Below are 22,340 nucleotides of genomic sequence, written 5' to 3'. Positions count from 1 at the left end.
AAAACATCTCTGACATGAACAACGACCGACCCTCCTGGTATTCGCAGGGAAGCGAGCCCGACTACCGGTTCAGCCTCGCCAACGAGCGCACCTTTCTTGCCTGGATTCGCACCGCCCTCGCCTTTTTGGCCGTATCGCTCGCCACCAGACAGGTCGCCCAGATCTATGGACTCGATCCGCACTGGGCCATCTACTCGGCCATGAGCGCCTTCGTCTCCATCCTGCTGTCCTCGCTGGCCTACCGCAAATGGAAACAGTGCGAGATCGCGATGCGACTGGGACGGCCACTGCCGCACAACCAGGCCCTCGCCATGCTCACGCTGTGCATGTTGCTGCTCGGCGCGGCCCTGGTGATCATCCTGTTTCAATGACTTCTCAGCCGCCTCTGCGCATCGAGTGACGCCCATGACACAGCCGGACAAGGGATTGCAGTTCGAGCGCACGGACCTCGCGCAGCGTCGCACGGCGCTGGTGACGCTCGTGCTGATGACGGCCAGTCTGCGGTTCGTCGCAACGCACGGCGGAGTTCTGCAACTCCCGCTGCTCGTCAGCACCATCGCGCTGGGTGCGGCCAGTCTGTTCACCCTGCGCCCGGGATTGCTGGCCCAGCACCGGGTGGTGAACTTCGGCCGCCATTTCCAGTGGAAAAACCTGATCCTCTGTGCCAGCACGGCGCAGATTGCAGTCAACGTGCTGCTGTGACGTCGGAATCGCCCCCAATCAATTGATTCGAATCAAGGGTATTCCATGAGCACGCGAAACACTCTAGTCCTATATAGTTTTAAAGGATAGATAAACCCACTTCCATTGATTCATAGATTCATAGATTCACGCTGCCGATATTCCCTGCGCCCATGGACTCGTTCAGCTTGCCTTGCAGTACAGGCATGGATTCGGCGCCGATACGCATACCCCATTCAAATTCTTAAATCCCCACTTTAAAAAATCAGGAGACTTCAATGGCAATGAGTGAAAGGTCGTTGGTGACACGCGGGTGGATAGTCACCCTGTTGTTGGCCTTGTTCATGGTGATCAATTTCATGGACAAGGCCATTCTGGGAATCGTCGCGGTTCCGTTGATGCAGGAGCTGAACATACATCCGTCGGAGTTCGGGATGATCGCCTCGAGCTTCTTTCTGTTCTTCTCGATCTCCGCGATCATCTTCGGCTTCATCGCCAACAAGACATCGACCAAGTGGGTGCTCATCGTTCTGGCGATGATCTGGGGCATATCCCAGATTCCGCTGGCCTTCGTGGCGACGGTGCCGCTGCTGTATTTCTCGCGGATCCTGCTGGGAATCGGCGAGGGCCCCGCCTATCCGCTGGCGCTGCATGCCTGCTATTCCTGGTTCAAGGACGAGAAGCGCAATTTGCCCTCCTCGATCATCTTTCAGGGCGTGACGGTGGGTCTGTTGATTTCCGGACCGATCCTCACCTACATCATGCTCAACCACAGCTGGCATGCGGCATTCGCCACTCTGGGCATCGCAAGCGTCGTATGGATGATCCTGTGGTTCGTGTTTGGCGGCGAAGGACCTTACGTCGCCAAGAACGCTGTCCAGTCCACGAGCCAATCGCTCGCAAAGATCGCCTACCGGAAGATCATCTTCGACAAGACCTACCTGTCCAACATGATGCTGTACTGGGTGAGCTACTGGATCTTCGCGATCATGTTCACATGGATTCCATCCTATCTCTCCAAGGTGATGGGCTACGGCAGCAAGGAAGCGGGCTGGATGTTCATGCTGTTCACCGGAATCAACATACCGCTGGTGTTCATCGGTTCGTGGCTCTCGCAGAAGCTGCTGCAGCGCAAGGTGTCATCGCTGATCGCTCGCGGCTGGGTCAGCTGCACCTTCGTGCTGGCCGGAGGCCTGAGCATTCTCGCCGCCATCTTTCTGGTGAACGATCCCATGACCAAGGTGATTCTGCTCGCGCTGGGATTCAATCTGCCCCAGCTCACTTTCGTGCTGAGCTCCACCATCGTGGCCGAGATCGTTCCCGTGACGCAGCGCTCGTCCGCCATGTCGATCAACAGCGCGCTCGCCACCACTGGCGGGCTGCTGGCACCCGCACTCACGGGGCGCCTGATCCAGAACGCTCTGAGCCCATCGCAGGGTTATGATCATGCGTTCATCGTTTCGGCGATTCTGGCGATCGTGGTGGGCGGCATCGGCTATTTCGCCATCCGGCCGGACAGCAGCAAGAAGCGATTCGAACAGCTTTCCTCACAGGGCACATTGGCCGTGGCGCACTGACGGCCCAATCCATTGACAGGCACTGCAAGGGCGACGTGAATCAAACGCTTCACGCCCGTCCTTGCCGAACGGGTGTCCCTTGTGTCTATTCAATCCAGACGGGAGTGCTGCGAGCGATGAATGGTGATGTCTTCAACAGTACGTGATTCAAGGGGGTGAATGTGGTTGAAAATAACAAGCTGACCGAGTTGTTTGCAGCGCTTGGCCAAAAAGACCCCAACAAGCGGCCCAAATACCAGCGGCTCGTTGAAGCGTTGACCGACGGCATCCGCTCCGGCATCTGGCAAGCGGGCGACAAGCTCCCGGCGGAAGAGGAATTCACCGAACTCACGCCCTACAGCCTCGGTACCGTGCAACGCGCCATGCGCGAACTGGCGGAACAGGGCTTGGTGTCGAGACAGCATGGGCTGGGCAGTTTCGTGACCGATGCGCCGCGCGAAATCCACAACCCATGGCACTGCCGCTTCATGGAAGATGACGGCGAGACCGTGCTGCCCATCTTCTCCCAGGCGATCAGCCGGGTGACGGCCAAGGGCCGCGGCCCCTGGACACGCCATCTCGGTGCCGACGCCGATGTGATGCGGCTCGACCGGATCATCCTCGTCAATGGCAACGAACTCAAGGTGTTCAGCCGCTTCTATGCCGACAAGGCGACTCTTCGGCCATTGTGGGAACTGGAGATCGACAAGCTCAACGGTCTGAATTTCAAACAGGTCATCGTTGAGCAGTTCAAGCTGCCCATCACCGACATCACACACACCGTGGAGATCCGCGATTTCGACGAGGAAGCCTGCGAACGTACCGGAATGAGCTTTCCTTATTCAGGCATGTATCTGCAGGCGGTCGCCAAGGCCGGACGCGATCGCTGCGCCTACTTCCAGGAATTCTTTGTCGGAGCGACGCACCGGCCCCTTCAGTTTCTCGAGATGAGCGGGGCGTTCTGAGAACCGCACGCTCAGAAGAACTATTCATCAGGAGACGACAGACCACATGAACACCCTGCATTGGAACGACGATCTGCTGCTGGGCCATCCCTCAGTGGACGCGATGCACAACGAGTTCGTCGAAGTGACGAGCGAAGCCCAGTCGGCGGACGATTCGGAGCTCGCGCAGAAGTACGCGCGCTTGCTCGATCACCTGACTCGTCATTTCGCATCGGAGGACCGCATGATGGAAGAAAGCGGCTTTCCGCCGCGCCAGTGCCACATGGACGAGCACGCAGCGGTCCTGAAGTCCGCCCACGAAGTCGCCGCAAAACTCGCGACGGGCGATGTGGCCCTGTGCCGCAGACTCATTGACGAACTGGTGAAGTGGTTTCCCAAGCACTCCCAGCATCTCGATTCCGCGTTGGTGCACTGGGTCAACAAGCAGCGGCTGGGAGGCAAGCCCGTCGTCATCAAGCGCTCCATCCTTGGTCGTGCGCACACGGACATGACGTTGCCCGCATGATCTCGTCGTATCCCTACGCCGCATGCGCGGCGTGGTGGAGGGACGATCTATGACGGAGTTCTGGAACACCCAAGCAGAGCCGATTGGAATGGAGTCCTGCACTGGAGGACGGCGGGCATGGCCGGGCTTCCACGTGCAACGGGTACGGCGACCATCCATGGCTGCTTGGCCACGGCCACCTGTTCGTTCAGTCGTGCTTCCCCAGCCCCTCTTCCCATTGCTCCACACTCATCTGCGGCATCACGAATCGATCCGTCGTGCGCGTGTACCAGCCCGGGCTTTCCATGCGCCCTATGGTGGAAAAGCGTGAGCTGTCGATATGACAGCGCGCCGCGTCTTTGACGCATTCATCATCGATATGCACGGCGTGGACTGCGGCGACCACGATCACCGATGACGGCTGCACGTCGATGATCTGTTGAAGCCTGCACTCCAAAGCGAGCGGGCTGTTCGCGATTCTGCGGCCGTTGATCCTGGCGCATGGAAGTGTCTCGAGGCCCGCTTTTTCCAGCTCGTTCACGCCTGCGGGAAAAGGGACGGCCGTCGTGTTCATGGCATGCGCGAGCGAGTCCGTCACCATGTTGATCGCGAACTCTCCCGTGGCGCGGATGTTGGCGAGGCTGTCCTTGTCCCGGCCCTTGGGTTGCCCCATGCCGATGCAGATGATCGGTGGATGGCCTCCGAAGAAATTGAACAGCGAATACGGCGCGGCGTTCACGATGCCGCCTGCATCCTGACTCACCACCCAGGCGATGGGCCTCGGCACGATGGTGGAAGAAAGCAGCTTGTAGCTGCGTGCCAGGTCCAGTGTCTCCATGTCGAACAGCATGATGCCTTGATGCCCTTTCTGCCTGTGGCCGGTTGCGCCGCGGCGGGCAGGGTCTGGCTTGGCATGGCCTCAGGACCCCATCCGCCTGATCACGTCAATTTGAGTTTATCGTGACGCGCTTGAGCACTTCCGACCAACGACGCTGGTCATCGTCGATCATCTTGTCCAGCCCCTTGCTGTCGGCCTGAAGCGGGATGGCACCCATGTCGGAGATCTTTTGCTGGATCTCCGGGTCCTGCATGACCACGCCCATCTCCTTGCTGAGACGTTCAATGATCGGCTTCGGCGTCTTGAGCGGCGCAAAGAAACCCATCCAGCTTGAGGATTCCGCGCCCTTCACGCCCGCCTCCGCCGTTGTCGGCACGTCGGGCAGCGACTTGATGCGCTCGCCGTAGACCACGGCCAGCGCCTTGAGCCTGCCCGACTTGATGAAACTTGCGGTCGTCGCGGGATAGTCGAATGCCACGGGCACGGCTCCGCCCAGCAGGTCCTGCACGGCCGGAGCGCTGCCGCGATAGGGGATGTGGGTCATCTGGATTCCGGCCACGTCCTGAAAGAGTTCACCCGTGAGGTTGGCCGCCGATCCGTTGCCCGCCGTGGCGTAGCTCAGCTTGCCGGGATGGGCTTTGGCGTACGCGACGAGCTCGGGCAGCGTCTTGTAGGGCGCATCCGCCCTCACCACGATGACGGTTGCGGCGTCGATGAAACCGTAGATCGACGCGAAATCGCTGGCCGGTGGAATCTTCACGTCCTTCTGCGTCATCGCATTGGTCACCTGGGTACCGCGCGTGCCCATGAACAGGGTATAGCCGTCCGGCTTGGCGCGCGCCGCGTACTCGGCACCGACCGCACCGCCCGCGCCGGGCCGGTTGTCGATGACGATGGGCTGACCCAGCCGCTCCGACAGCTTCTTGGCCACCAGTCGCCCTGACGCGTCCGTGATGCCCGCAGCCGTGTACGGGATGACGAGCGTGATGGGTCGATCGGGGTAGCTCTGGGCCCCGGCGGCCTGACTCAGACCGCAGCCCACCATCCACATCACCGAGTAAACAAGCTTCTTCATTTCAACGTCTCCTTTTAGTGAATTCAACCTTGTGACCAACAACTTCTTTGCGATGACCTTTGAACCACGCTACCAAGCCATCTCCAGGATCTCCAACGCATCGGCGGCGCTGCGGACCGGACGGGGGTTGTGCCGCATGCCGGGGTCGTGCAGGCTTTTTTCGGCGATCTCTGCCAGCTGGCCGTCCGATACGCCGATGTCGCGCAGCCGCGTCGGCAATCCGAGCCGCGAGATGCACTCGCTGATGAGCGGTGCGAGCTCGTCACCCACCATTCCCAATTGGGACAGCACGCGTGCCTGCTGAGGCCGGTTGTGCGCCAGATTCCAATGCAGCACCGACGGCAGCAGTGCGCATGACGTCAGCCCGTGATCCACACCCGCATGTGCGCCAAGCACATGTCCGAGCGCATGGCTTGCGCCGGTGCGCACGCCTGCCGAGCCCCCGGCGATCGACAGCCATGACGCCAATTGGCATTGCAGCCTCGCCGCCAGATCATCGGGCGCGAAATGCACGGCGGGCAATGCCGCGAGCAGCATCCCGAGGGCATGAATGCTCAGCGCGTCCGACATGGGATGGCTGTGCAGCGCGGTCAATCTCTCGACGGCGTGGTCCACCGCCTTGATGCCGCTTGCAAGAAACGTGGGCACAGCGAACTCGAGCGTCAGCTTCGGATCGAGAATCACCGTACGCGGCGCCATGGCGGGGTGCGCGACGATCTTCTTGATCTTGCGATCCGTGTCAGAGACTCCCGCAAACCATGTGTATTCGGCAGCAGAAAGCGTCTGCGGAATCGCCGTGACCCCCAGCCATGCGCTCGCATTCCAATCGCGTGATGCGGGGTCCGCGCTGCCCGTATCAGGGGCATCGAACAGCACCGTGGGATCGTTCGCGTCGCTCGCGCTCAGTGCGTACGCCGCGGCCTTGGCGGTATCGATGACCGATCCACCGCCTACGGCGATCAGATGGTCCGCCTGCAGATGGCGCGCCAACGCAGCGACCTCTATCACGCACGGAGCCGGCGCATGCGGCAAGGCTCCGCAGAAGGTGCCTGCGTGGCGCTCACCCAGCGCAGCTTTCAGACTGGCCAGCGTGCTTGAGTCCTTCGCACGCGGCGAAGCGATCACGAGGATGCGCTTCACGCCACGTGCGACCGCGTCCGCCACCGCCGCCTGCTCGAACGGCTGACCGTGCACCACCCGTTCCAGCATGGTGTTGCGATACAGGCCGCCGGCACTGGCGGTCATTGCGGAGTGCGTCATGCTCATGCCCCCTCAGTCCCGCTGGCAGCCCTGTCCGCGCCCATGCCCTCGAGCTGAACCGGAAAGCGCACAAAGTCACTGCCGTCGTGCGCCTGCAGAGAACGTCCGGCCATCGCACTGGCGCGCAGTAGATCCGAAGGCATCACCAGCCGCATCACCGGGACGTCCGCCGCGACGAGTGCGTCGTGCAGTTCGGCGCTGTCGCGCTGCAGTACCCGCTCGGCGATCAGCCCGCGGATGCTTGCCGCCTTCGCTGCGCGATGCTCGTAGTCCATCCATTCAATGCCGGCGACGGCATCAAGCGACAGCACCTCGACCAGCCGCTGCCAGAAGTGGTTTTCCAGCGCGCAGATGGTGATGTCCTGCCCGTCCCTGCATCGGAAGACGCCGTAGGCGGGCTTGTCGAGCACATCGCTGCGCTGTTCGGCCAGCGCGTCCAGCCCCTGCGCCTCGAAGCTGCCAAGCCTCGGGTTCATCCAGTGCGCCAGACAATCCGCGAGCGCAATGTCGAGATGCTGACCGCGCCCGGTCTGCCCACGCTGGACGAGCGCCGCCAGCACCGCGCTCAGGCCGTACATCGAGCCGCAGAGATCCGCCACCGGCAGACCGAACACATGCTCCGGTCTGCCTTCGGGAAGGCCGGAGAGCGCCAGAGCACCGCTCGTGGCCTGGTAGTTGAGATCGTGCCCGGGCCACAACGCCCGCACGCCCTCTTGCCCGTAGCCGCTGAGCGAGGCGTAGATCAAGCGCGGGAAACGCGCGCTCAACGTCCCGTAATCAAGGCCCAGCCGCTTCATGACACCGGGACGATAAGCCTCCAGCAGCACGTCCGCATCGCCAAGCATCCGCTCGACCTGCTCACGTCCCTCGGCGGACTTCAGATCGATCCGGACGCAATCCTTGCCGCGATTGACGGCCTTGAACACGCCCGGTGCCATCAGACGCGCGTTGTCGCCGTGCGGCGGTCGTTCGACCTTGGTCACGATCGCGCCGAGTTCCACCAGGTTCTGAGACAGGAAGGGCCCTGGAAGCAGTTCGGTGAAGTCCAGAATGCGGATGCCATTCAAGGGTGCCATGGTCTTCACTTCGTCCGGTTGGCTTTGACGTTGCGCGGATCCTGATCGAGCACCAGATCCCACAGATCCTGCCCGGTCGGGTGCTCCGCCTCTTCGCGCACATGCGCCACCAGACCCGCCGCGCGCCCCACCAGCATCAGGCCGCGCCCGAAGATTCCGTCGAGACCCATGTCGGCGATGATCGCGCCGAGCGCCCCCGCGCCATTGAGGGGAAGGCGTTTGCCGATTTCCTGCTCCAGAGCGGCCGGGATCGCCAGCGCGAGACGCCAGTGCTTGCCGTAGAAGCCATGCTGCTCGGAGAGATCGCGCAGCACGGGGACGCGGGGATCGCCATGCACATGGATGTTGTGACCAAGGCCGAAAATCGGCGTCCGGGCTTCGCGATGCGCGCGCACCAGCTTGAGTGCGCAGGCCGCGACCGCCGCGTCATCCGCGGCCGGATCGAGTTCCTTCGCTCCCTTCTGGAGCATCTCGGCCACGTTCTGCACGGTTCCAAGGAACCGGCTTCCCGCGCCCAGCAGGCCCGAAGCGATGGCGCCCTGCACCGACTCTGGCGCACCCAAAAAGGTCAGCCGCGCCGACAGTGCGCTGGGAGTGAGACCATGGTCCGCCGCAGCGACCAGGATCAGGTTGGCCATGGCCTTCTCGCGCGGCTCGGGCATGCGCGAGAAGTTCAGCCAATAGATCATGTCGACAAAGTCGAACTTCCCGAAGATTTCGGTGGAAAGATTCTTGCCGCGCACCGTGATGACGTCGGGCGTCGTGTATCCGATTTCTGTTTTGACTGCCATGCTTATTGCTCCGATGGATTCTTGAGAGATGCGTCCACGATCACCACCGCATCAAGCGGAATGGCGCCGCTGCCCTGTGGTCCCACCCAGACGGGATTCAGGTCGATTTCCTGCACGTGCGGATGCTTCACCACGAAGTCCGATACCTTCAGGAGCAACGCTTGCAATGCGGCAAGATCGCTCTTGGGCTTGCCGCGCGCTCCATCGAACAGCGGGAAGCACTGCACCTCGCGCACCATGTCCGCACAGCTGGCGGGAGTGAGCGGGAGCATGCGGCGGCTGATGTCCTTGAACACTTCCACATAGATGCCGCCGAGGCCGAAGCTCATGATGGGACCGAACACCGCGTCGCGCTGCACGCCGATGAAGACCTCCATGCCACCACCGGGTGCCATGCGCTCGATCAGCAGGCCGTCGATGGTCGCGTGCGGTGCCTTGGCCTTCACGGACGACAGGATGGCTTCGCAGGCCGCGCGCACCGCCTTCGCGTCCCCCAGACCGATGGCGACACCGCCCACCTCGGACTTGTGCGCGATCTGCGGACTCACGATCTTGGCGACCACGGGATAGCCCATGCCGTCGGCCAGCCGCACGGCCGCTTCGACATCTGTGGCGACCCCACGCTGCAGGAAGTTGATGCCCGCATCGGCCAGCAACTGCTTTCCCTCTGCCTCGGTCAACGTTGTTGTGGAAGCCGCCTGCGACCGCGCCGATGGCTCACCGACCGGCATGGGAGTGAATCCCGGATCGCGATTCCTGATCCAGCGGCCCCACTCGATCCAGTGTCCGATGGCGCGCACCGCGTTGTTCAACGAACGCGACGGAACCAGCCCCGCCTTCACCAGCGCGTGGTAGCCGTCGCCGAGACGGTCGCTCATCCACGCGGGAAGAATCGGCACGTTCGTGTTGGCCTGAACGCGTATCGCGCTCTCCGCGTTCTCGCGCATGACCTTTCCGTAGTCGAGCGGGAAGGTGTAGAGCACGAGCGCCACTTCGGGGTCTTCGACGATGGCCTGGAGCGTATCGTCCACAAGCCGCGAGTTGGTGAAGATTTCCGTTCCCACGTCCACTGGATTGCCGATGGCGGCGTAGTCCGGCAGGACCGCCTTCAATTTCTCGGTCGTGGCTTGCTCGAACTCGGCCAGCGTCAGCCCCGCGCTGCCGACCTTGTCCGCAGCCAGCGTGACGGCGCCACCCGATGGACCGTAGATGACCAGCTTTTCCTTTCCCGTGGGCAGTTGCCGCGCGAGCAGCCAGGCCGTATCGACCAGCTCGTCCATGTCGTCGACCTCGATCACGCCGAGCTGCTTGAGCACCACGCTGTTGATCTGCGCCGATCCCGTGATGGACGCCGTGTGCGACTGTGCGGCGCGAATGCCGTACTCCGACTTTCCGACCTTGAGCGCCACCACGGGCTTGCCCTTGGCCGCCGCATGCTGGACTGCGGCCACGAATTTCTCGCCGCTCTTGAAACCCTCGATGACGGTGACGATCACTTTCACATCCGGCGCGTCGGCCATGTAGTGAATGAAATCGCTGACTTCCAGATCGGCCTGATTTCCCGAGGATGCCCATGCGGCCACGCCGATGCCGCGCTCCATGGACTGCATCACGGTGCGGCCCAGCCCGCCGCCCTGCGTGGCAAGACCGATGGGGCCCGGCGTCAGGTCGAGTCGAAACGCCGGAGAAAACGACATGCCCAGCTTGGCGTTGATGTTGTTGAGGCCCGGGCAGTTCGGACCGTAGATGCGCATGCCGCTGCGCTCGGCGATGCCGCGCATGAGTTGCTCGACACGCTTTCCCTCTTCGCCGGTCTCACCGAACCCGGAGGTCAGCACGATGGCGAAGCGGGCACCCCTCTCGGCGCATTCCTCCAGCGACTGAATGACGGACTTGGCCGGCACGGTGATGATGGCGACGTCCGGCGCTTCGGGGAGATCCTTGACCGTCGCGTAGCAGGGAACGCCACGGATTTCGGACTTCGTCGGATTGATCAGATAGAGCGGTCCCTTCAGCTCGGACACCTCGAGCAGGTTGTCGAGCGTGCGGCCGCCCACGCTGTCGCTGCGGCTGGAGGCACCCACCAGAGCAATGGAGCGCGGATTGAACAGCAGATGCAGGTCCGAGAACAGACCCGGTTGATCGGACAGATTCATTTCATCTCCTTGCGCTTGAACATCATGCTCACCATGCATTCGACGAGCACCTCGCCACGTTGCGACACCGCATTGCGCCGAAACTTCACGATTCCGCGGTCAGGCTTGGACGAGGGGCGCGCCTCGACGACCTCGATGTCCACCGTGATCGTGTCGCCGATGAAAGTCGGCTTGAGAAAACGGCACTCCGTGCCGAGCAGCGCGAGCATGGAAGGCTCGAGCAGCTGATTGACGACGGTGCGCGTGTTCAGTCCCGACATGTACGACACCACCAGTTGCCCGTGTGCGATGCGCCGCCCGAAGGGCCCTTTGCGCGCGGTCTCCTCATCCACATGGGCGCGATTCAGATCGCCGGTCAACGTGGCGAAGGCGACCACGTCGGCCTCGGTGATGGTCCGCGACGCGGTCTGATACTTGAAGCCGACGGGAAGGTCTTCCCAGAAGTAGCCGCCCGGTGTCAACGTGCTCAGCGCCGCGACCTGCTTTTCGATCGAATTCGATTGAGTCATGGCATTCCTCACGCGATGGCGGACATGCCGAGCAGGCTGCGTCCGATGATCAGCGTCTGGATTTCCGTCGTGCCTTCGGGGATCGTGCCGCCACGGGTGTCGCGGAAAATGCGCTCGATGGGATAGCCCACGGCGTAGCCCTGGCCTCCATGCACCTGCAGCGCCATGTCGGCCACTTCGTGCGCGGCCTCGGTCGCGTAGAGCTTGGCGATGGCGCACTCCATCGTCGCTCTGCCCTGCTGCATGGCGCACGAGGCCTGATAGGACAGCGCCCGTGCCGCGTTCACTCGCATCGTCATGTCGACGATGTGTTTTTGCACCAGTTGGAAGCTGCCGATGGGCTTGCCGAACTGGACCCGGTTCTTGGCATAGTCGGTGGCCAGATCGAGCGCCGCCTGCGCCGCGCCCACCGCGCCATGTGCGATGTGCAGACGGCCAGCATCCAGTCCCGCGAGCGTGACCCGCATGGCCTCGCCCTCTTCGCCCAGCAGGTTCTCGCGCGGCACCTTCACGTCGTAGAAACCCAGCTCCGCCGTGCCCGTGCAGCGCAGCACCATGGTTTCGACGGCGCGACGCTCGAACGGAGACTCCTTGGCGTCGACGATGAAAAGCGAGAGCTTGCCATCGCTGTCCGGGCTGTAGGTGCGGGCGACCACGATGCCGATGTCGCCCCACAGGCCGTTGCTGATCCACAGCTTGCGTCCGCTGATGACGTAGTGATCGCCCTTGAGGTCCGCGCGCGTCTGCACGGCGGCCGGATTGGAGCCGACGTTCGGCTCGGTGATCGCGGTGAAGATCGAGCGCTTGCCTTCCATGAGCGGTTTGAGATATTTCTCTTTCTGCTCGGGTGTTCCACGGCTTGCCAGCATCAGCAGCGGCACGTTGGTGCAGTTCATCATGGTGCGCAGCGACAGCCAGTGGTAGCCCAGCTGCTCGAACATCATCGACCAGGTCACGTAGTCGATGCCAAGGCCGCCCTCGGACTCCGGCAGCACGCCGCCGATGTAGCCGAACTCCGCGAGTTTGGGGAACAGCTCGAACGGGAACTTGCGTTCGGCTTCGGACTTGTCGATGAGCGGCGTGACTTCGCGCTGCATGAAACGGCGTATCTGGTCGCGCAGTTCGACCTGCTCGGAGGTGAGATCAAAGTTCATGGTGATTCGGTTCGCTTGAAAACAGGGAATGAAAATGCCGCTCAGCCGGAATAGCGGCCACCGGTGACGAACAGCGTGGTGCCGCTGATGTAGCGGGCCACGTCCGAGGCGAGAAAAGCGACCGCGTTGGAGATGTCGCGCGGCTCGCCCAGAAAGCCCACCGGAACCTTGGCGGTGGCCGCCTCCTGGAGCTTGGGAAAATGCGGCAGATTGCGCATGCCGGGAGTCATGATGAAACCCGGCGCAACCGCATTCACGGTCACGCCGAAACGCCCTTGCTCCTGCGCCAGAGCGCGGGTGAATCCCACCAGCCCCGCCTTGCCGGCGGAGTAGTTGGTCTGTCCGGGGTTGCCAAAGAGCGAGCGCGAAGAGATGTTGATCACCCGACCCCACTTCTTTTCCATCATCTCCGGCAGCACGGCGCGCGAGCACAGAAAGGCGCCTTTGAGGATGATGTCCACCACGCTGTCCCAGGCCTGCTCGGTCATCTTCGTGAGGTAGCCGTCCTTCACGATGCCCGCGTTGTTCACGAGGATGTCCACGCCTCCCAAGGAACGGGCCTGCGCCACGAGATGCTCGACCTCGTCCTCTCGCGTCACATCGCAGGCCACGGCAATCGCTTCATGCCCCGCCTTGCGCAGTGCTTCGGCCGTTTCCTCGGCGCTGCCGGCGTTGATGTCCGAGACGACGATCCTGCACCCTTCTTCCGCCAGCTTGAACACCGTATCCCGACCGATGCCGCTGCCGGATCCGGTCACCAGCGCCACGCGCCCCTTGAGATTGAGTTCCATGTTGCTCCTTTATATTCAACGATATTTCGTTTTATCTAACGATTGGTCGTAATGTATGTTTTGCATTTTTCGTTGTCAATCGAGATTCGTCGAATACCGTCATGGTTCATGGAAATCCCTTAGAACACATAAATTCCTCGCCTTCAGCGGCACCGACGCGCTTGCGTTGTGAACACACGCAAGGCATACAAGACACCATTTCGAAATACAATACGACCTGTCGTTATCAAATTCATGAAGGAATCGGTGTGCCCGCAGACGTACCCGCATGTGCCCGGACCCTGGCCGTTCTCGAGGTCTTCGCGCGTGAAAAGCGCGAGTTGTCCGTGTCCGACGTGGCCCGATTTCTGGATCTGGCGGACAGCAGCTGCTCGGACCTGCTGCACACCATGCTGAAGGCCGGCTACGTGATGCGAACCGCCAAGACGCGGCGCTTTTATCCGACCAGCAAGCTCTACTCGATCGCGCTGGACATCTCACGCAATGACCCGCTGTACATGGCCAGTCTCGAGATGGTCGAGCTGCTCAGCGACAAGACCGGCGAGTCGGCGTTCTGCGCCATGCTGGACGACGGCGCCGCCAAGGTGCTGGCGACCGCCGAAGGACGGCACCATCTGCGCTACGTGCTGCGCCCCGGTGAACGTATCGCCTTGCATGCCTCGGCGTTGGGCAAGGCCGTGCTCGGCAGTCTCGACGACGAGGAAATGCGCCGGCAGCTGCGCCTCAAGCCCATGCGCAAGGTGACCAGCGAGACCATCGTCGACCCCGTGGAACTGGAAGACAACGTCAAGGGCCAGCGTGAGCGCGGCTGGTACAGCGTGCAGGAGGAAGGCAACGAGGGCGTGCTGGCCTTCGGCATTCCACTTCAGATCGGCAATGCCAAAGTCGCGCTGTCGATCGCCGGACCGCTGGAGCGCATGCGCAAGAATCAGGACGCGTATCTGGCGGAGATGCGGCTGGTGGCCGGCGTGTCGCTGGCCGACAAGCCGACTTGAAGACTCGCATCACCCGCAGTGCGACGACGGTGAAAACATGGCGTCCGCTTCCTCGCTGCAGGCGTGGAATCGAGGCGCCTTGCGCCATGGAACTTCAACGCCCTCCGCTATAATTTTGACTGCACCATCCCACTTCGCAGAACCCTTCTGCACCCACTTATAGTTCTTGGAAATGGCAGCTCAAGTACCGGCCGCAGCGCGAACGATGGCGTTGTTTGAGGTTTTCGCGAAGCAGCAAAGAGAGTTGAGCAACAACGAGCTGGCCAAGCAATTGAATCTGGCGGACAGCAGTTGCTCCGAGCTGGTGAGCACGCTCGTCGATGCCGGTTATCTCACGCGATCCAACCGCACGCGGCGCATCTATCCGACCACCAAACTGCGCCTCGTCGCGCAGGAGATACTGCAGGACTTCATGATCGGCGCACGGCTGGACGAGGCCTGCGAAACGCTGCGTGAGAAGACCGGCGAGAGCGCCATGTGCGGTCGCATCGAAGGCAACATGATGGTAATCCAGGCCTTCGCTCCCGGCAAGGACCGGCTTCGCTACACCTCGTCCAAGGGCGACCAGATCCAGATCTACGTCTCGGCCATCGGCAAGGCGATCGCGAGCACCTACTCCGACGACAAGGTACGGGAGATGTTCGCGCACGAACCGTGGCCGCGACTGGCCTCGGGAACGCTCACCAGCACGGATGAACTGGTGGCGCAGGTCGCGGGCTTTCGCGAACTCGGCTGGGTGTATCTTGAAAACGAAGGCAGCGAAGGTCTCGCGAACATGGCGATCGCGGGCCACGTGAACGGCGAACTGATGGGCCTCTCCATCGCCGGAGCCAGCCCGCGCCTGCACTCGTCGCGCGATGTCTATCTGCAGTCATTGCGCGAGGTGGCGAACACGCTGTTCGACGGGACCCTCTGAAGCGCGCCCGCTAAACGCGCAAAAGCCACGGCATGCCGTGGCTTTTTCATTTCCGTGACGAGCGGGCCATCGCGGTCCCGCTGGTCACTGCAATCATGCCGATGTCTGCAGATAGACGACGTGCGTGGTGGTGTACTCCAGCAAGCCGTGCTTTCCATCGGCACCGCCGATGCCCGACTTCTTGCGCCCCGCGTGAAAGCCCTGCATGGCTTCGAAGTTCTCGCGGTTGATGTAAGTTTCGCCGAACTGCAGCTCACGCGCGGCACGCATGGCCGCGTTGATGTCGCGGGTGTAGATGGATGACGTCAGGCCGTAGTCGCTGTCGTTGGCGAGCCCGAGCGCCTGATCCAGGCTGTCGATCTCCATGATCGGCAGCACCGGGCCGAAGGTCTCTTCACGCATGATGTCCATGCTGTGATCGCATTGCGTCAGCACGGTGGGCTCGAAATGGTTGCCGCTTGCGCCGGCCACCGTCTTGCCGCCGGTCACCAGCTTCGCACCTTGCGACTGCGCCAGCTCCACGGCCCTTGCGACCTTGGCGAGCTGCGCCTTGTTGATCAACGGCCCCATGGTCACATGCGGCTCGGTCACCGGATTGCCGGACACGGTGGATTGCATCAACGCCACCATCTTGGCGGTGAACTGCGCCGCCACGTCCTTGTGCACGTAGACACGCTCCGCGCAGTTGCAGACCTGGCCCGTGTTGATGATGCGCGACTGGTAGATGGCATTCGCCGCCAGATCGAGATCGGCATCCGCGAGCACGATGGCGGGCGCCTTGCCTCCGAGCTCCAGATTCACCTTGGTAAGGTTGGCGGCCGCTGCCGTCATGATCTGCACGCCCGCGGCAACGCTGCCGGTGAACGACACCATGTCGATGTCCTTGTGGCCCACCAGCAGAGCACCCGTCTCGCGCGCACCGCCGATGAGGTTGAACACGCCGGGCGGCAGGTCCGTCTCCGCCACAAGCTGCGCGAACGCGAACGCGTTGAGCGGCGTTTCTTCGCTGGGCTTGATGACGATGGTGTTGCCGGTCAGCAGTGCCGGGGCCATCTTGCGCGCGATGAGGAAGAACGGAAAGTTCCACGGCAGCACGCCCGCCACCACGCCCAGGGGCTTGCGCATCATGAAGATGGTTTCGCCTGCGCGATCGCTGTTGAGCACTTCGCCTTCGATGCGGCGTGCCCACTCGGCCATGTAGTCGATGTAGTCGGCCGTGAAGTTCACCTCCACGCGCGCGAGGTCCATGAGCTTACCCTGCTCCGTGGCGATCAGCGTGGCCAGACGCTCAGTGTGCTCGCGCAGCTTGGCGGAGATCTGACGCAGGTAGCCGGCTCGTTCGATGGCCGGACGCTTCTCCCATGCCGGCTGCGCACGACGCGCGGCGGCCACGGCGGCGTTCACGTCCTCCGCGTTGGAATCGGGAACCGTGTCGATGAACTGCTGCGTCGACGGGTTGATCACTTCGATGCGTGCGCCGCCCGCATTCGGCTGGAACTGGCCATCGATGAAGTTGAGATGCTGTTGTGTCATGAGAATGTGCAATGAATGATTCGATATGCGGGCTCAGTTCGGTGTGAGGCCGAGGTTCTCGATCACCGGTTTCCAGCGCTTGTGTTCGGCGTCGACGAAGTTCTTGAGCTCCGTTCCGTTGAGGTCGAAAGCCTCACCGCCCTGCTTCTTCACCACATCCTGAACGGCCGGGTTGCGCGCTGCTTCCTTGATGGCGGCGTCCAGCTTGCTGACGATATCCACGGGTGTGCCCGCCGGAACGAAGACGCCGATCCACGACGTGACGGAGGCCTGCGGGTAGCCCAGTTCGGACAATGTCGGAACCTGCGGCAGGATGGCTAGACGCTTGGTCGACGTCACCGCCAAAGGAATCAGCTTGCCCGTCTCGAAATAGGGCGCGGTCGTGGCCGCGTAGTCGAAGGCCAGATCGATGTTGCCCGCCAGCAGGTCGGTGATGGCCGGTGCGCTGCCCTTGTAGGGAACATGCTCGAACTTCGCATGCGTCTGCGTTTTCATCTGCTCCGCCGTCAGATGCGAGACGCTGCCGTTGCCGGCCGATCCGTAGGTCAGACCATCGGGTTTGGACTTCGAAAACTCAATGGCGTCCTTGAGCGTCTTCTGCGGCAGGTTGCCGCGTGCCGCGATCACGACGGGCATGGACATGACGCCATGCACCGCCAACAGATCCTTTTGCGGGTTGTAGGGCAGACTCTTGTACACGTAGGAGTTGACGACCATGTTGGCGAGCGAGCCCACCAGCAGCGTGTATCCATCGGGCTTGGACTTGGCGACGAACCCCGCGCCAATGGACGCGCCCGCACCCGACTTGTTGTCCACGACGACCGGCTGCTTGAGCTGCTCGCCGAGCTTCTGCGCCAAGGCCCTGGCCGTCGCGTCCGTCGTTCCTCCGGCAGGAAACGGCACGACCAGCGTCACGGGACGGTTGGGATAGCCGCCCTGCTGTGCCCATGCCGCTGCGCCAAAGCCGAGGCCCCCAGCCAATGCTGCGAGACCCAGAACCACATTTGCCTTCTTCGTCATCATCATCAAGTCTCCTTGTGTTCCAACATGGATCAGCACACTGATCCGTTTCAATCAAATTGCCAACCTGTCCAGACCATCTGTCACAGCGCGTGTTCGCGATTTCAGCGCAGCAATCGCCATCCGCCATCGACGGTGAACTCGCTTCCGGTGATGTAGCTGGCCGCATCGCTCGCAAGAAACGCCACCAGGTTCGCCACCTCTTCGGGCGTGCCCGATCCGCCCAGCGGCATGCGCCGGATCGAGTTCTGGATGTCGCTGATGCCGCTCTCGGCCACGTCCGTGCGCAGCTTGCGCTGCTCGCCGATGTTCTGCAGCATCGGCGTTTCAATGCGGCCCGGATGCACCGAGTTGCAACGCACGCGCGCGCCGTTCTGACTGCCCGTGAGAGCCACCGTCTTGGTCAGTTGCGTGACCGCGCCCTTGCTCGCTCCATACGCCACGCTCTGCGTCGTGGGGTAGAACGAGCCGACCGAGGAGATGTTCACGATGGAACCTCCACCCTGTCGCTTCATGAGGGGCATGACTTCGCGGCATCCCAGAAAGGTGCCATCGAGGTTCACCGAAAGCACGTGGTGCCAGTCGGCCAGCGTGGTGCCCTCCAGCGTTCCGCCCGCAACGTTGCCTGCCGTGCCCGCGGAATTCACGAGCACGTCCAGCCTGCCCTCGCGCGCTTCAATGTCACGCATCACCTGCCGCCATTGGTCTTCCTGCGAGACGTCCAGCGCCACGAAGCGACCACCGATGCTGGTGGCGAGCGCCGTGCCCTTGTCCGCGTTGCGCGCGGCAACTATCACCTGCGCGCCGCATTGCGCAAGCAGTCTCGCGCTGGCTTCGCCAATGCCGGTGGCTGCACCGGTGACCAGCGCGACCTTTCCCTTCAAATCGATCATGTCTTCACTTTCCAATGGCGGCTGGATTTCAGCGCCGTTCGTTTGTGTTGGTTGCTTTCGGAGGATTGCGGCATCAGGCGCGCCCCGCCGCCACGAAGTCCTGCGGCGCGGCGATCTTGAGCTTGAAGCGGTCCTGCGTGCGCGTGTACCAGCCGGGACTCTCCATGCGTCCGATGAGCTGCAGCCGCCCCGCATCGATGTAGCAGCGCTCGCGATTCACCACCACGTCGTCGTTGACGTGCACGCCCAGCACGTTCGCAAGCAGCATCACGCCGGAGGTGTCCAGATCGATCACCTGCCGCATGCGGCATTCGAGCGCGATGGGACTGTCCGTGATGCGGGGCACCGCCACATGACGGCATGCGCTGGTCTGCAGATTCGCCATCTCCAGCTCGTCCACCTGCGGCTCGAACGCGGTCGCGGTGATGTTCATCGCCTCCGCAAGATCGGCCGAAACCAGATTGATCACGAAGTCGCCTCGCGCCTCAATGTTCCTGAGCGTGTCCTTGGATTCACCATCGCGCTCTCCGATGCCCAGACAGACGACCGGCGGATAGCCGCCGAAGAAGTTGAACAGCGAAAACGGTGCCGCATTGCATCGGCCATCGGCGCTTTGGGTCACGACCCATGCGATGGGACGTGGCGTGATGCACGAAGACAGCAGCTTGTAGGAGCGTCCGAGATCCAGCTCGGCAATGTCGAAGAACATGAGTGTGCCTTGATTCAGTCAGCGGTGCCGTCGCTCATTTGCCGCAGCGGGGATCCTGCTTGAGCACCAGATCCCACATTTCCTGCGCGATCGGCGTCTGCTGCTCTTCGAGCAGCTGTGCGATCAGGCTTGCGCAGCGCCCGGTGAGCATGAGTCCGCGCCCCAGCGCCGGGCTGATGCCCATGTCGGCAACGATGGCCGCGAGCGCGCCAGCACCGTTCGCGCAGAAAGGGCGACCCTTCTGTTCGCTGAGCAGTTCGCCGATGGCGTCCAGCACGCGCCAGTGCAGGCCGTAGAAGCCGTTGTCACGCGCGAGTTCGCGCATGGTCGGCACGCGCGGATCACCTGCCTGGTGCGTGGCGCTGCCAACGCCCCACACGGGTTTCTTCTGCGCTGCCATGGCGCTGATATGGGCCTGTGCGGCTGCACGGACTTCGTCGTCCGATGCGTCCCGCGTCAGCTGGGCGCTGATGTCGAGCAGCGTCTGGGCAATGTTCTGGATGGGACCCAGGTACACGCTGCCGCCGCCCAGAATGCCAGCGGCCACCGCGCCCTGCAGCGCCTCGGGCGCACCCAGCAGTGTCATACGCGCGGCGATCACGCTGGGCGTAATGCCGTGACCGGCCGCCGTCACCATGATCAGATTGAGCATGACCTTTTCCTGCGGAGTCGGCGTGCGACCCACGGAGGTCAGCATGATGATGTCCAGAAAATCCATCTTGCCGAGGATTTGCGTGGAAAAGTCCTGGCCACGGATCACAACCGAGGTCGGCGTGGTGTATCCAATTTCAGTAATCAGCATGATCGGTTCATTCCTTGTCGCGCAGCGTCAGCACGGCATCCAGTGCGACCACGCCGCGCCCTGAGCGCAATACGGCCAGCGGGTTGATTTCGAGTTCGTCCAGTTCATCGGAGCGCTCTGTGACGAGATCGCTGAGGGCAACCAGCGTCTGAACCAGTGCGTCGACATCCATGGCGGGCTTGCCGCGATAGCCCTTGAGCAGTTGCGCGCAATGGGTTTCATCGATCATCTCGCGGGCACGTTGGGCAGTCAGCGGCAGCAGACGGCGACTGACGTCCTTGTAGAGTTCCATGCTCACGCCGCCCAGACCGAAGGTGCACACATGGCCGAACACCGGGTCGCGGTGGATGCCCACCACCACCTCGACGAAGGCTTCGGTCTGCATCTCCTCGACCAGCACGCCCTCGAATGGGATGCCGGGCGCGTGCTGCGCGAACGCTGCCGCGATGTCATCGAACGCGGTCTGCGCCTGTTCTGGCGAAGCGATGTGCAGTTTCACGCCGCCGATGTCAGACTTGTGGGTGATGTGCGAGCTGACGATCTTCATCACGACGGCCGCCTTCTCGAGCGTGCGGAACACCTGCGCCGCCGCATCGCGGTCCTGCACCACGACGCCCGAAGGCACCCGCACACCGAACTCACGCAGCAGGGCCTTGCCCTCGGCTTCCGTTGCCGTGCGGATCGCGCCCTCATGCGCTGGCTTGGCGTTCAGCAATGATGGCACCCACGCGGCATCCACCGACGACTGCCATTGCCCGTATTCAATGAAGCGCTTCATGGCATGAACGGCATTGGTCATGGACGCAGCGGGAACGATTCCCCCATCCACCAGCACCTGATGGCCAAGGCCGCGCTTGTCGCTCATCCACGCCATCACCAGAGGCTTGGTGATTTCCTTGTTCACGCGCACTGCGTTCTGCGCTGCGATCTCGGTGTCGCGGCCGTAGTCGAACGGGATCGGATAGAACACCATGCCGACGTCGGCATCGTCCGCGATCGCCTTCAGGGATCGGTAGCCGATCTCGGGATCCGCGAGCACCGCGCCAGTGGTATCGACGGGGTTGTTCATCGCCGCGAATGACGGCAGGCAGTCACGCAGCTTGGCCAGCGTGCTTTCGTCGAAGGTCGAGAGCTCGAGGTCGCCCGCACCGATCTGGTCCGCCGCGAACGCCGCCGTACCGCCCGAGTAACTGAAGACCGCGATCTTTTCCTTGCCGGTCGGCTTGCCGTGGGCCAGCAGAGCAGCGGTGTCGATCAGTTCATCGATGTCGTTGACCTCGACGACGCCAAGTTCCTTGAAAACGGCGCTGTTGACTTCTGCAGAGCCCGAAATCGCCGCCGTATGCGAGGCCGCCGCCTTCGCTCCGTATTCCGACTTGCCGATTTTCAGCGCCACCACCGGCTTGCCCTGGCGCGCTGCATGCTGGCAGGCTTCCAGAAATTTGGGGCCGTTGCGCACGCCTTCGATGTTGGCGGCGATCACCTTGATGTCGCTGGCCGTCGCCATGTAGTGGATGAAGTCGCTCACCTCCAGATCCACTTCGTTGCCCGCCGAGAACCACAGGCCCGTGCCCATGCCGCGCGCCATGGCCTGCAGCACCGTGCGGCCCATGCCGCCGCCCTGCGTCGCGAGACCGATCGGTCCCGGCATCTGATCGAGCTTGAACGCGGGCGAGAAAGTCATTCCCAGACGCGCGTTGATGTTGTTCAGGCCCGGGCAGTTGGGGCCGTAGATGCGCATGCCGCTGGCACGCGCAATCGACAGCATTTCCTGCTCCATGCGCTTGCCCTCTTCGTCCACCTCACCAAAGCCGGAGCTCTGGATGATGGCGAACTTCACGCCCTTGGCGGCGCATTCGCGCAGCGACGGCAGCACATGATCGGCCCGCACGGTGACCAGCGCCACATCGATGGGATCATCGATCGCGGAGACCGATGGAAAGCACGGCCTGTCGTGAATCGTCAGGCGAGTGGGATTCACCAGATGCAGACGCCCCTTGTACTGCGAGTGCTGGACGATGTTGTCCAGCGTGCGGCCGCCGATGCTTTCGGGCTTCTCCGAGGCTCCGATCAGAGCGATGGAATCGGGCAGGGCCAGCTTGGTGAGATCGGAAAACGTATAGGTGTTCATGGTGT

General features: G+C 62.6%; 22 protein-coding genes. 7 read left to right on the top strand and 15 right to left on the bottom strand.

Features of this window, described 5'->3' with window-relative positions; genetic code table 11:
- Positions 1–14: 14 nt before the first annotated feature.
- The 5 genes from ISG32_RS24025 (at position 15) to ISG32_RS24005 (ending at position 3,707) form a co-directional block, all read left to right on the top strand.
- A complete protein-coding gene (locus ISG32_RS24025) occupies positions 15–371 on the top strand; it encodes a YidH family protein (RefSeq protein ID WP_194773545.1) in 357 nt (118 codons plus the stop codon).
- 34 nt (positions 372–405) lie between these two features.
- Entirely contained in the window at positions 406–702 is a 297-nt protein-coding gene (locus tag ISG32_RS24020) for a DUF202 domain-containing protein (RefSeq protein WP_194773544.1), read from the top strand.
- A 323-nt stretch (positions 703–1,025) separates the two neighbouring features.
- Positions 1,026–2,258 (top strand): MFS transporter, encoded by a 1,233-nt coding sequence (locus ISG32_RS24015; protein WP_267254053.1) that lies wholly within the window; start codon positions 1,026–1,028, stop codon positions 2,256–2,258.
- Between the two features lie 161 nt (positions 2,259–2,419).
- Positions 2,420–3,202 carry a GntR family transcriptional regulator gene (locus tag ISG32_RS24010; protein ID WP_194773543.1) on the top strand — a complete coding sequence of 261 codons (783 nt, stop codon included), beginning with the start codon at positions 2,420–2,422 and terminating at the stop codon, positions 3,200–3,202.
- A 46-nt stretch (positions 3,203–3,248) separates the two neighbouring features.
- Positions 3,249–3,707, top strand: a complete 459-nt coding sequence (locus tag ISG32_RS24005; protein WP_194773542.1) for a bacteriohemerythrin — start codon at positions 3,249–3,251, stop codon at positions 3,705–3,707.
- A 187-nt stretch (positions 3,708–3,894) separates the two neighbouring features.
- Here ISG32_RS24005 and ISG32_RS24000 read toward each other — a convergent pair whose 3' ends face one another.
- The 9 genes from ISG32_RS24000 to ISG32_RS23960 all read right to left on the bottom strand — a co-directional run bounded on the left by ISG32_RS24000 (position 3,895) and on the right by ISG32_RS23960 (position 13,336).
- On the bottom strand, positions 3,895–4,536 hold the full coding sequence (locus ISG32_RS24000; RefSeq protein ID WP_194773541.1) for a flavin reductase family protein: 642 nt from the start codon (positions 4,534–4,536) through the stop codon (positions 3,895–3,897).
- Positions 4,537–4,630: 94 nt separating this feature from the next.
- On the bottom strand, positions 4,631–5,599 hold the full coding sequence (locus ISG32_RS23995; protein ID WP_194773540.1) for a Bug family tripartite tricarboxylate transporter substrate binding protein: 969 nt from the start codon (positions 5,597–5,599) through the stop codon (positions 4,631–4,633).
- Between the two features lie 69 nt (positions 5,600–5,668).
- Positions 5,669–6,859, bottom strand: a complete 1,191-nt coding sequence (locus tag ISG32_RS23990) for an iron-containing alcohol dehydrogenase (protein WP_194773539.1) — start codon at positions 6,857–6,859, stop codon at positions 5,669–5,671.
- 2 nt (positions 6,860–6,861) lie between these two features.
- Positions 6,862–7,935: a CaiB/BaiF CoA transferase family protein gene (locus ISG32_RS23985; RefSeq protein ID WP_228530071.1), complete on the bottom strand. Its 1,074-nt coding sequence runs from the start codon at positions 7,933–7,935 to the stop codon at positions 6,862–6,864.
- A 5-nt stretch (positions 7,936–7,940) separates the two neighbouring features.
- Positions 7,941–8,726 (bottom strand): citryl-CoA lyase, encoded by a 786-nt coding sequence (locus ISG32_RS23980; protein WP_194773537.1) that lies wholly within the window; start codon positions 8,724–8,726, stop codon positions 7,941–7,943.
- Between the two features lie 2 nt (positions 8,727–8,728).
- Complete coding sequence (locus ISG32_RS23975; RefSeq protein WP_194773536.1) at positions 8,729–10,882, bottom strand: acetate--CoA ligase family protein; 2,154 nt, start codon at positions 10,880–10,882, stop codon at positions 8,729–8,731.
- Entirely contained in the window at positions 10,879–11,391 is a 513-nt protein-coding gene (locus ISG32_RS23970; protein WP_194773535.1) for a MaoC family dehydratase, read from the bottom strand. Before ISG32_RS23970 ends, ISG32_RS23975 begins: the two co-directional genes overlap by 4 nt.
- Before the next feature lie 8 nt (positions 11,392–11,399).
- Positions 11,400–12,545, bottom strand: a complete 1,146-nt coding sequence (locus ISG32_RS23965) for an acyl-CoA dehydrogenase family protein (RefSeq protein WP_194773534.1) — start codon at positions 12,543–12,545, stop codon at positions 11,400–11,402.
- A gap of 41 nt (positions 12,546–12,586) precedes the next feature.
- Positions 12,587–13,336, bottom strand: coding sequence for an SDR family NAD(P)-dependent oxidoreductase (locus ISG32_RS23960; protein WP_194773533.1), 750 nt, complete (start codon positions 13,334–13,336; stop codon positions 12,587–12,589).
- A gap of 248 nt (positions 13,337–13,584) precedes the next feature.
- Here ISG32_RS23960 and ISG32_RS23955 point away from each other — a divergent pair, with 248 nt between their 5' ends.
- Both ISG32_RS23955 and ISG32_RS23950 read left to right on the top strand, forming a co-directional pair.
- Positions 13,585–14,331, top strand: coding sequence for an IclR family transcriptional regulator (locus ISG32_RS23955; RefSeq protein ID WP_194773532.1), 747 nt, complete (start codon positions 13,585–13,587; stop codon positions 14,329–14,331).
- 172 nt (positions 14,332–14,503) lie between these two features.
- Positions 14,504–15,247, top strand: a complete 744-nt coding sequence (locus tag ISG32_RS23950) for an IclR family transcriptional regulator (protein ID WP_228530070.1) — start codon at positions 14,504–14,506, stop codon at positions 15,245–15,247.
- 93 nt (positions 15,248–15,340) lie between these two features.
- Here ISG32_RS23950 and aldA read toward each other — a convergent pair whose 3' ends face one another.
- The 6 genes from aldA to ISG32_RS23920 all read right to left on the bottom strand — a co-directional run bounded on the left by aldA (position 15,341) and on the right by ISG32_RS23920 (position 22,335).
- The gene (gene aldA, locus ISG32_RS23945) at positions 15,341–16,780 is read right to left on the bottom strand and encodes an aldehyde dehydrogenase (RefSeq protein ID WP_194773530.1); all 1,440 of its coding nucleotides are present in this window, start codon (positions 16,778–16,780) and stop codon (positions 15,341–15,343) included.
- Positions 16,781–16,813: 33 nt separating this feature from the next.
- Complete coding sequence (locus ISG32_RS23940; protein ID WP_194773529.1) at positions 16,814–17,800, bottom strand: Bug family tripartite tricarboxylate transporter substrate binding protein; 987 nt, start codon at positions 17,798–17,800, stop codon at positions 16,814–16,816.
- A gap of 104 nt (positions 17,801–17,904) precedes the next feature.
- Positions 17,905–18,693, bottom strand: a complete 789-nt coding sequence (locus ISG32_RS23935) for an SDR family NAD(P)-dependent oxidoreductase (RefSeq protein ID WP_194773528.1) — start codon at positions 18,691–18,693, stop codon at positions 17,905–17,907.
- Positions 18,694–18,766: 73 nt separating this feature from the next.
- Positions 18,767–19,402 carry a flavin reductase family protein gene (locus ISG32_RS23930; RefSeq protein ID WP_194773527.1) on the bottom strand — a complete coding sequence of 212 codons (636 nt, stop codon included), beginning with the start codon at positions 19,400–19,402 and terminating at the stop codon, positions 18,767–18,769.
- Positions 19,403–19,436: 34 nt separating this feature from the next.
- Positions 19,437–20,204: a citryl-CoA lyase gene (locus ISG32_RS23925; protein ID WP_194773526.1), complete on the bottom strand. Its 768-nt coding sequence runs from the start codon at positions 20,202–20,204 to the stop codon at positions 19,437–19,439.
- Positions 20,205–20,211: 7 nt separating this feature from the next.
- Positions 20,212–22,335, bottom strand: coding sequence for an acetate--CoA ligase family protein (locus tag ISG32_RS23920; RefSeq protein ID WP_194773525.1), 2,124 nt, complete (start codon positions 22,333–22,335; stop codon positions 20,212–20,214).
- Positions 22,336–22,340 lie beyond the last annotated feature (5 nt).

This window comes from Diaphorobacter caeni (genome assembly GCF_015354245.1).
In the GTDB taxonomy this organism is placed as follows: domain Bacteria; phylum Pseudomonadota; class Gammaproteobacteria; order Burkholderiales; family Burkholderiaceae_C; genus Diaphorobacter_A; species Diaphorobacter_A caeni.
This window is presented reverse-complemented; position numbering and strand designations above follow the sequence as displayed.

What these genes read in the sequence shown, in the direction of transcription:
- ISG32_RS23970 (WP_194773535.1), bottom strand. Translation starts at nt 11,391, where the DNA reads ATGACTCAATCGAATTCGATCGAAAAGCAGGTCGCGGCGCTGAGCACG.
- ISG32_RS24005 (WP_194773542.1), top strand. Translation starts at nt 3,249, where the DNA reads ATGAACACCCTGCATTGGAACGACGATCTGCTGCTGGGCCATCCCTCA.
- ISG32_RS23990 (WP_194773539.1), bottom strand. Translation starts at nt 6,859, where the DNA reads ATGACGCACTCCGCAATGACCGCCAGTGCCGGCGGCCTGTATCGCAAC.
- ISG32_RS23985 (WP_228530071.1), bottom strand. Translation starts at nt 7,935, where the DNA reads ATGGCACCCTTGAATGGCATCCGCATTCTGGACTTCACCGAACTGCTT.
- ISG32_RS23930 (WP_194773527.1), bottom strand. Translation starts at nt 19,402, where the DNA reads ATGTTCTTCGACATTGCCGAGCTGGATCTCGGACGCTCCTACAAGCTG.
- ISG32_RS24000 (WP_194773541.1), bottom strand. Translation starts at nt 4,536, where the DNA reads ATGCTGTTCGACATGGAGACACTGGACCTGGCACGCAGCTACAAGCTG.
- ISG32_RS23925 (WP_194773526.1), bottom strand. Translation starts at nt 20,204, where the DNA reads ATGCTGATTACTGAAATTGGATACACCACGCCGACCTCGGTTGTGATC.
- ISG32_RS23960 (WP_194773533.1), bottom strand. Translation starts at nt 13,336, where the DNA reads ATGGAACTCAATCTCAAGGGGCGCGTGGCGCTGGTGACCGGATCCGGC.
- ISG32_RS23950 (WP_228530070.1), top strand. Translation starts at nt 14,504, where the DNA reads ATGGCAGCTCAAGTACCGGCCGCAGCGCGAACGATGGCGTTGTTTGAG.
- ISG32_RS24025 (WP_194773545.1), top strand. Translation starts at nt 15, where the DNA reads ATGAACAACGACCGACCCTCCTGGTATTCGCAGGGAAGCGAGCCCGAC.
- ISG32_RS23920 (WP_194773525.1), bottom strand. Translation starts at nt 22,335, where the DNA reads ATGAACACCTATACGTTTTCCGATCTCACCAAGCTGGCCCTGCCCGAT.
- ISG32_RS24020 (WP_194773544.1), top strand. Translation starts at nt 406, where the DNA reads ATGACACAGCCGGACAAGGGATTGCAGTTCGAGCGCACGGACCTCGCG.
- ISG32_RS23975 (WP_194773536.1), bottom strand. Translation starts at nt 10,882, where the DNA reads ATGAATCTGTCCGATCAACCGGGTCTGTTCTCGGACCTGCATCTGCTG.
- ISG32_RS23980 (WP_194773537.1), bottom strand. Translation starts at nt 8,726, where the DNA reads ATGGCAGTCAAAACAGAAATCGGATACACGACGCCCGACGTCATCACG.
- ISG32_RS24015 (WP_267254053.1), top strand. Translation starts at nt 1,026, where the DNA reads ATGGTGATCAATTTCATGGACAAGGCCATTCTGGGAATCGTCGCGGTT.
- aldA (WP_194773530.1), bottom strand. Translation starts at nt 16,780, where the DNA reads ATGACACAACAGCATCTCAACTTCATCGATGGCCAGTTCCAGCCGAAT.
- ISG32_RS23965 (WP_194773534.1), bottom strand. Translation starts at nt 12,545, where the DNA reads ATGAACTTTGATCTCACCTCCGAGCAGGTCGAACTGCGCGACCAGATA.
- ISG32_RS23935 (WP_194773528.1), bottom strand. Translation starts at nt 18,693, where the DNA reads ATGATCGATTTGAAGGGAAAGGTCGCGCTGGTCACCGGTGCAGCCACC.
- ISG32_RS23995 (WP_194773540.1), bottom strand. Translation starts at nt 5,599, where the DNA reads ATGAAGAAGCTTGTTTACTCGGTGATGTGGATGGTGGGCTGCGGTCTG.
- ISG32_RS23940 (WP_194773529.1), bottom strand. Translation starts at nt 17,800, where the DNA reads ATGACGAAGAAGGCAAATGTGGTTCTGGGTCTCGCAGCATTGGCTGGG.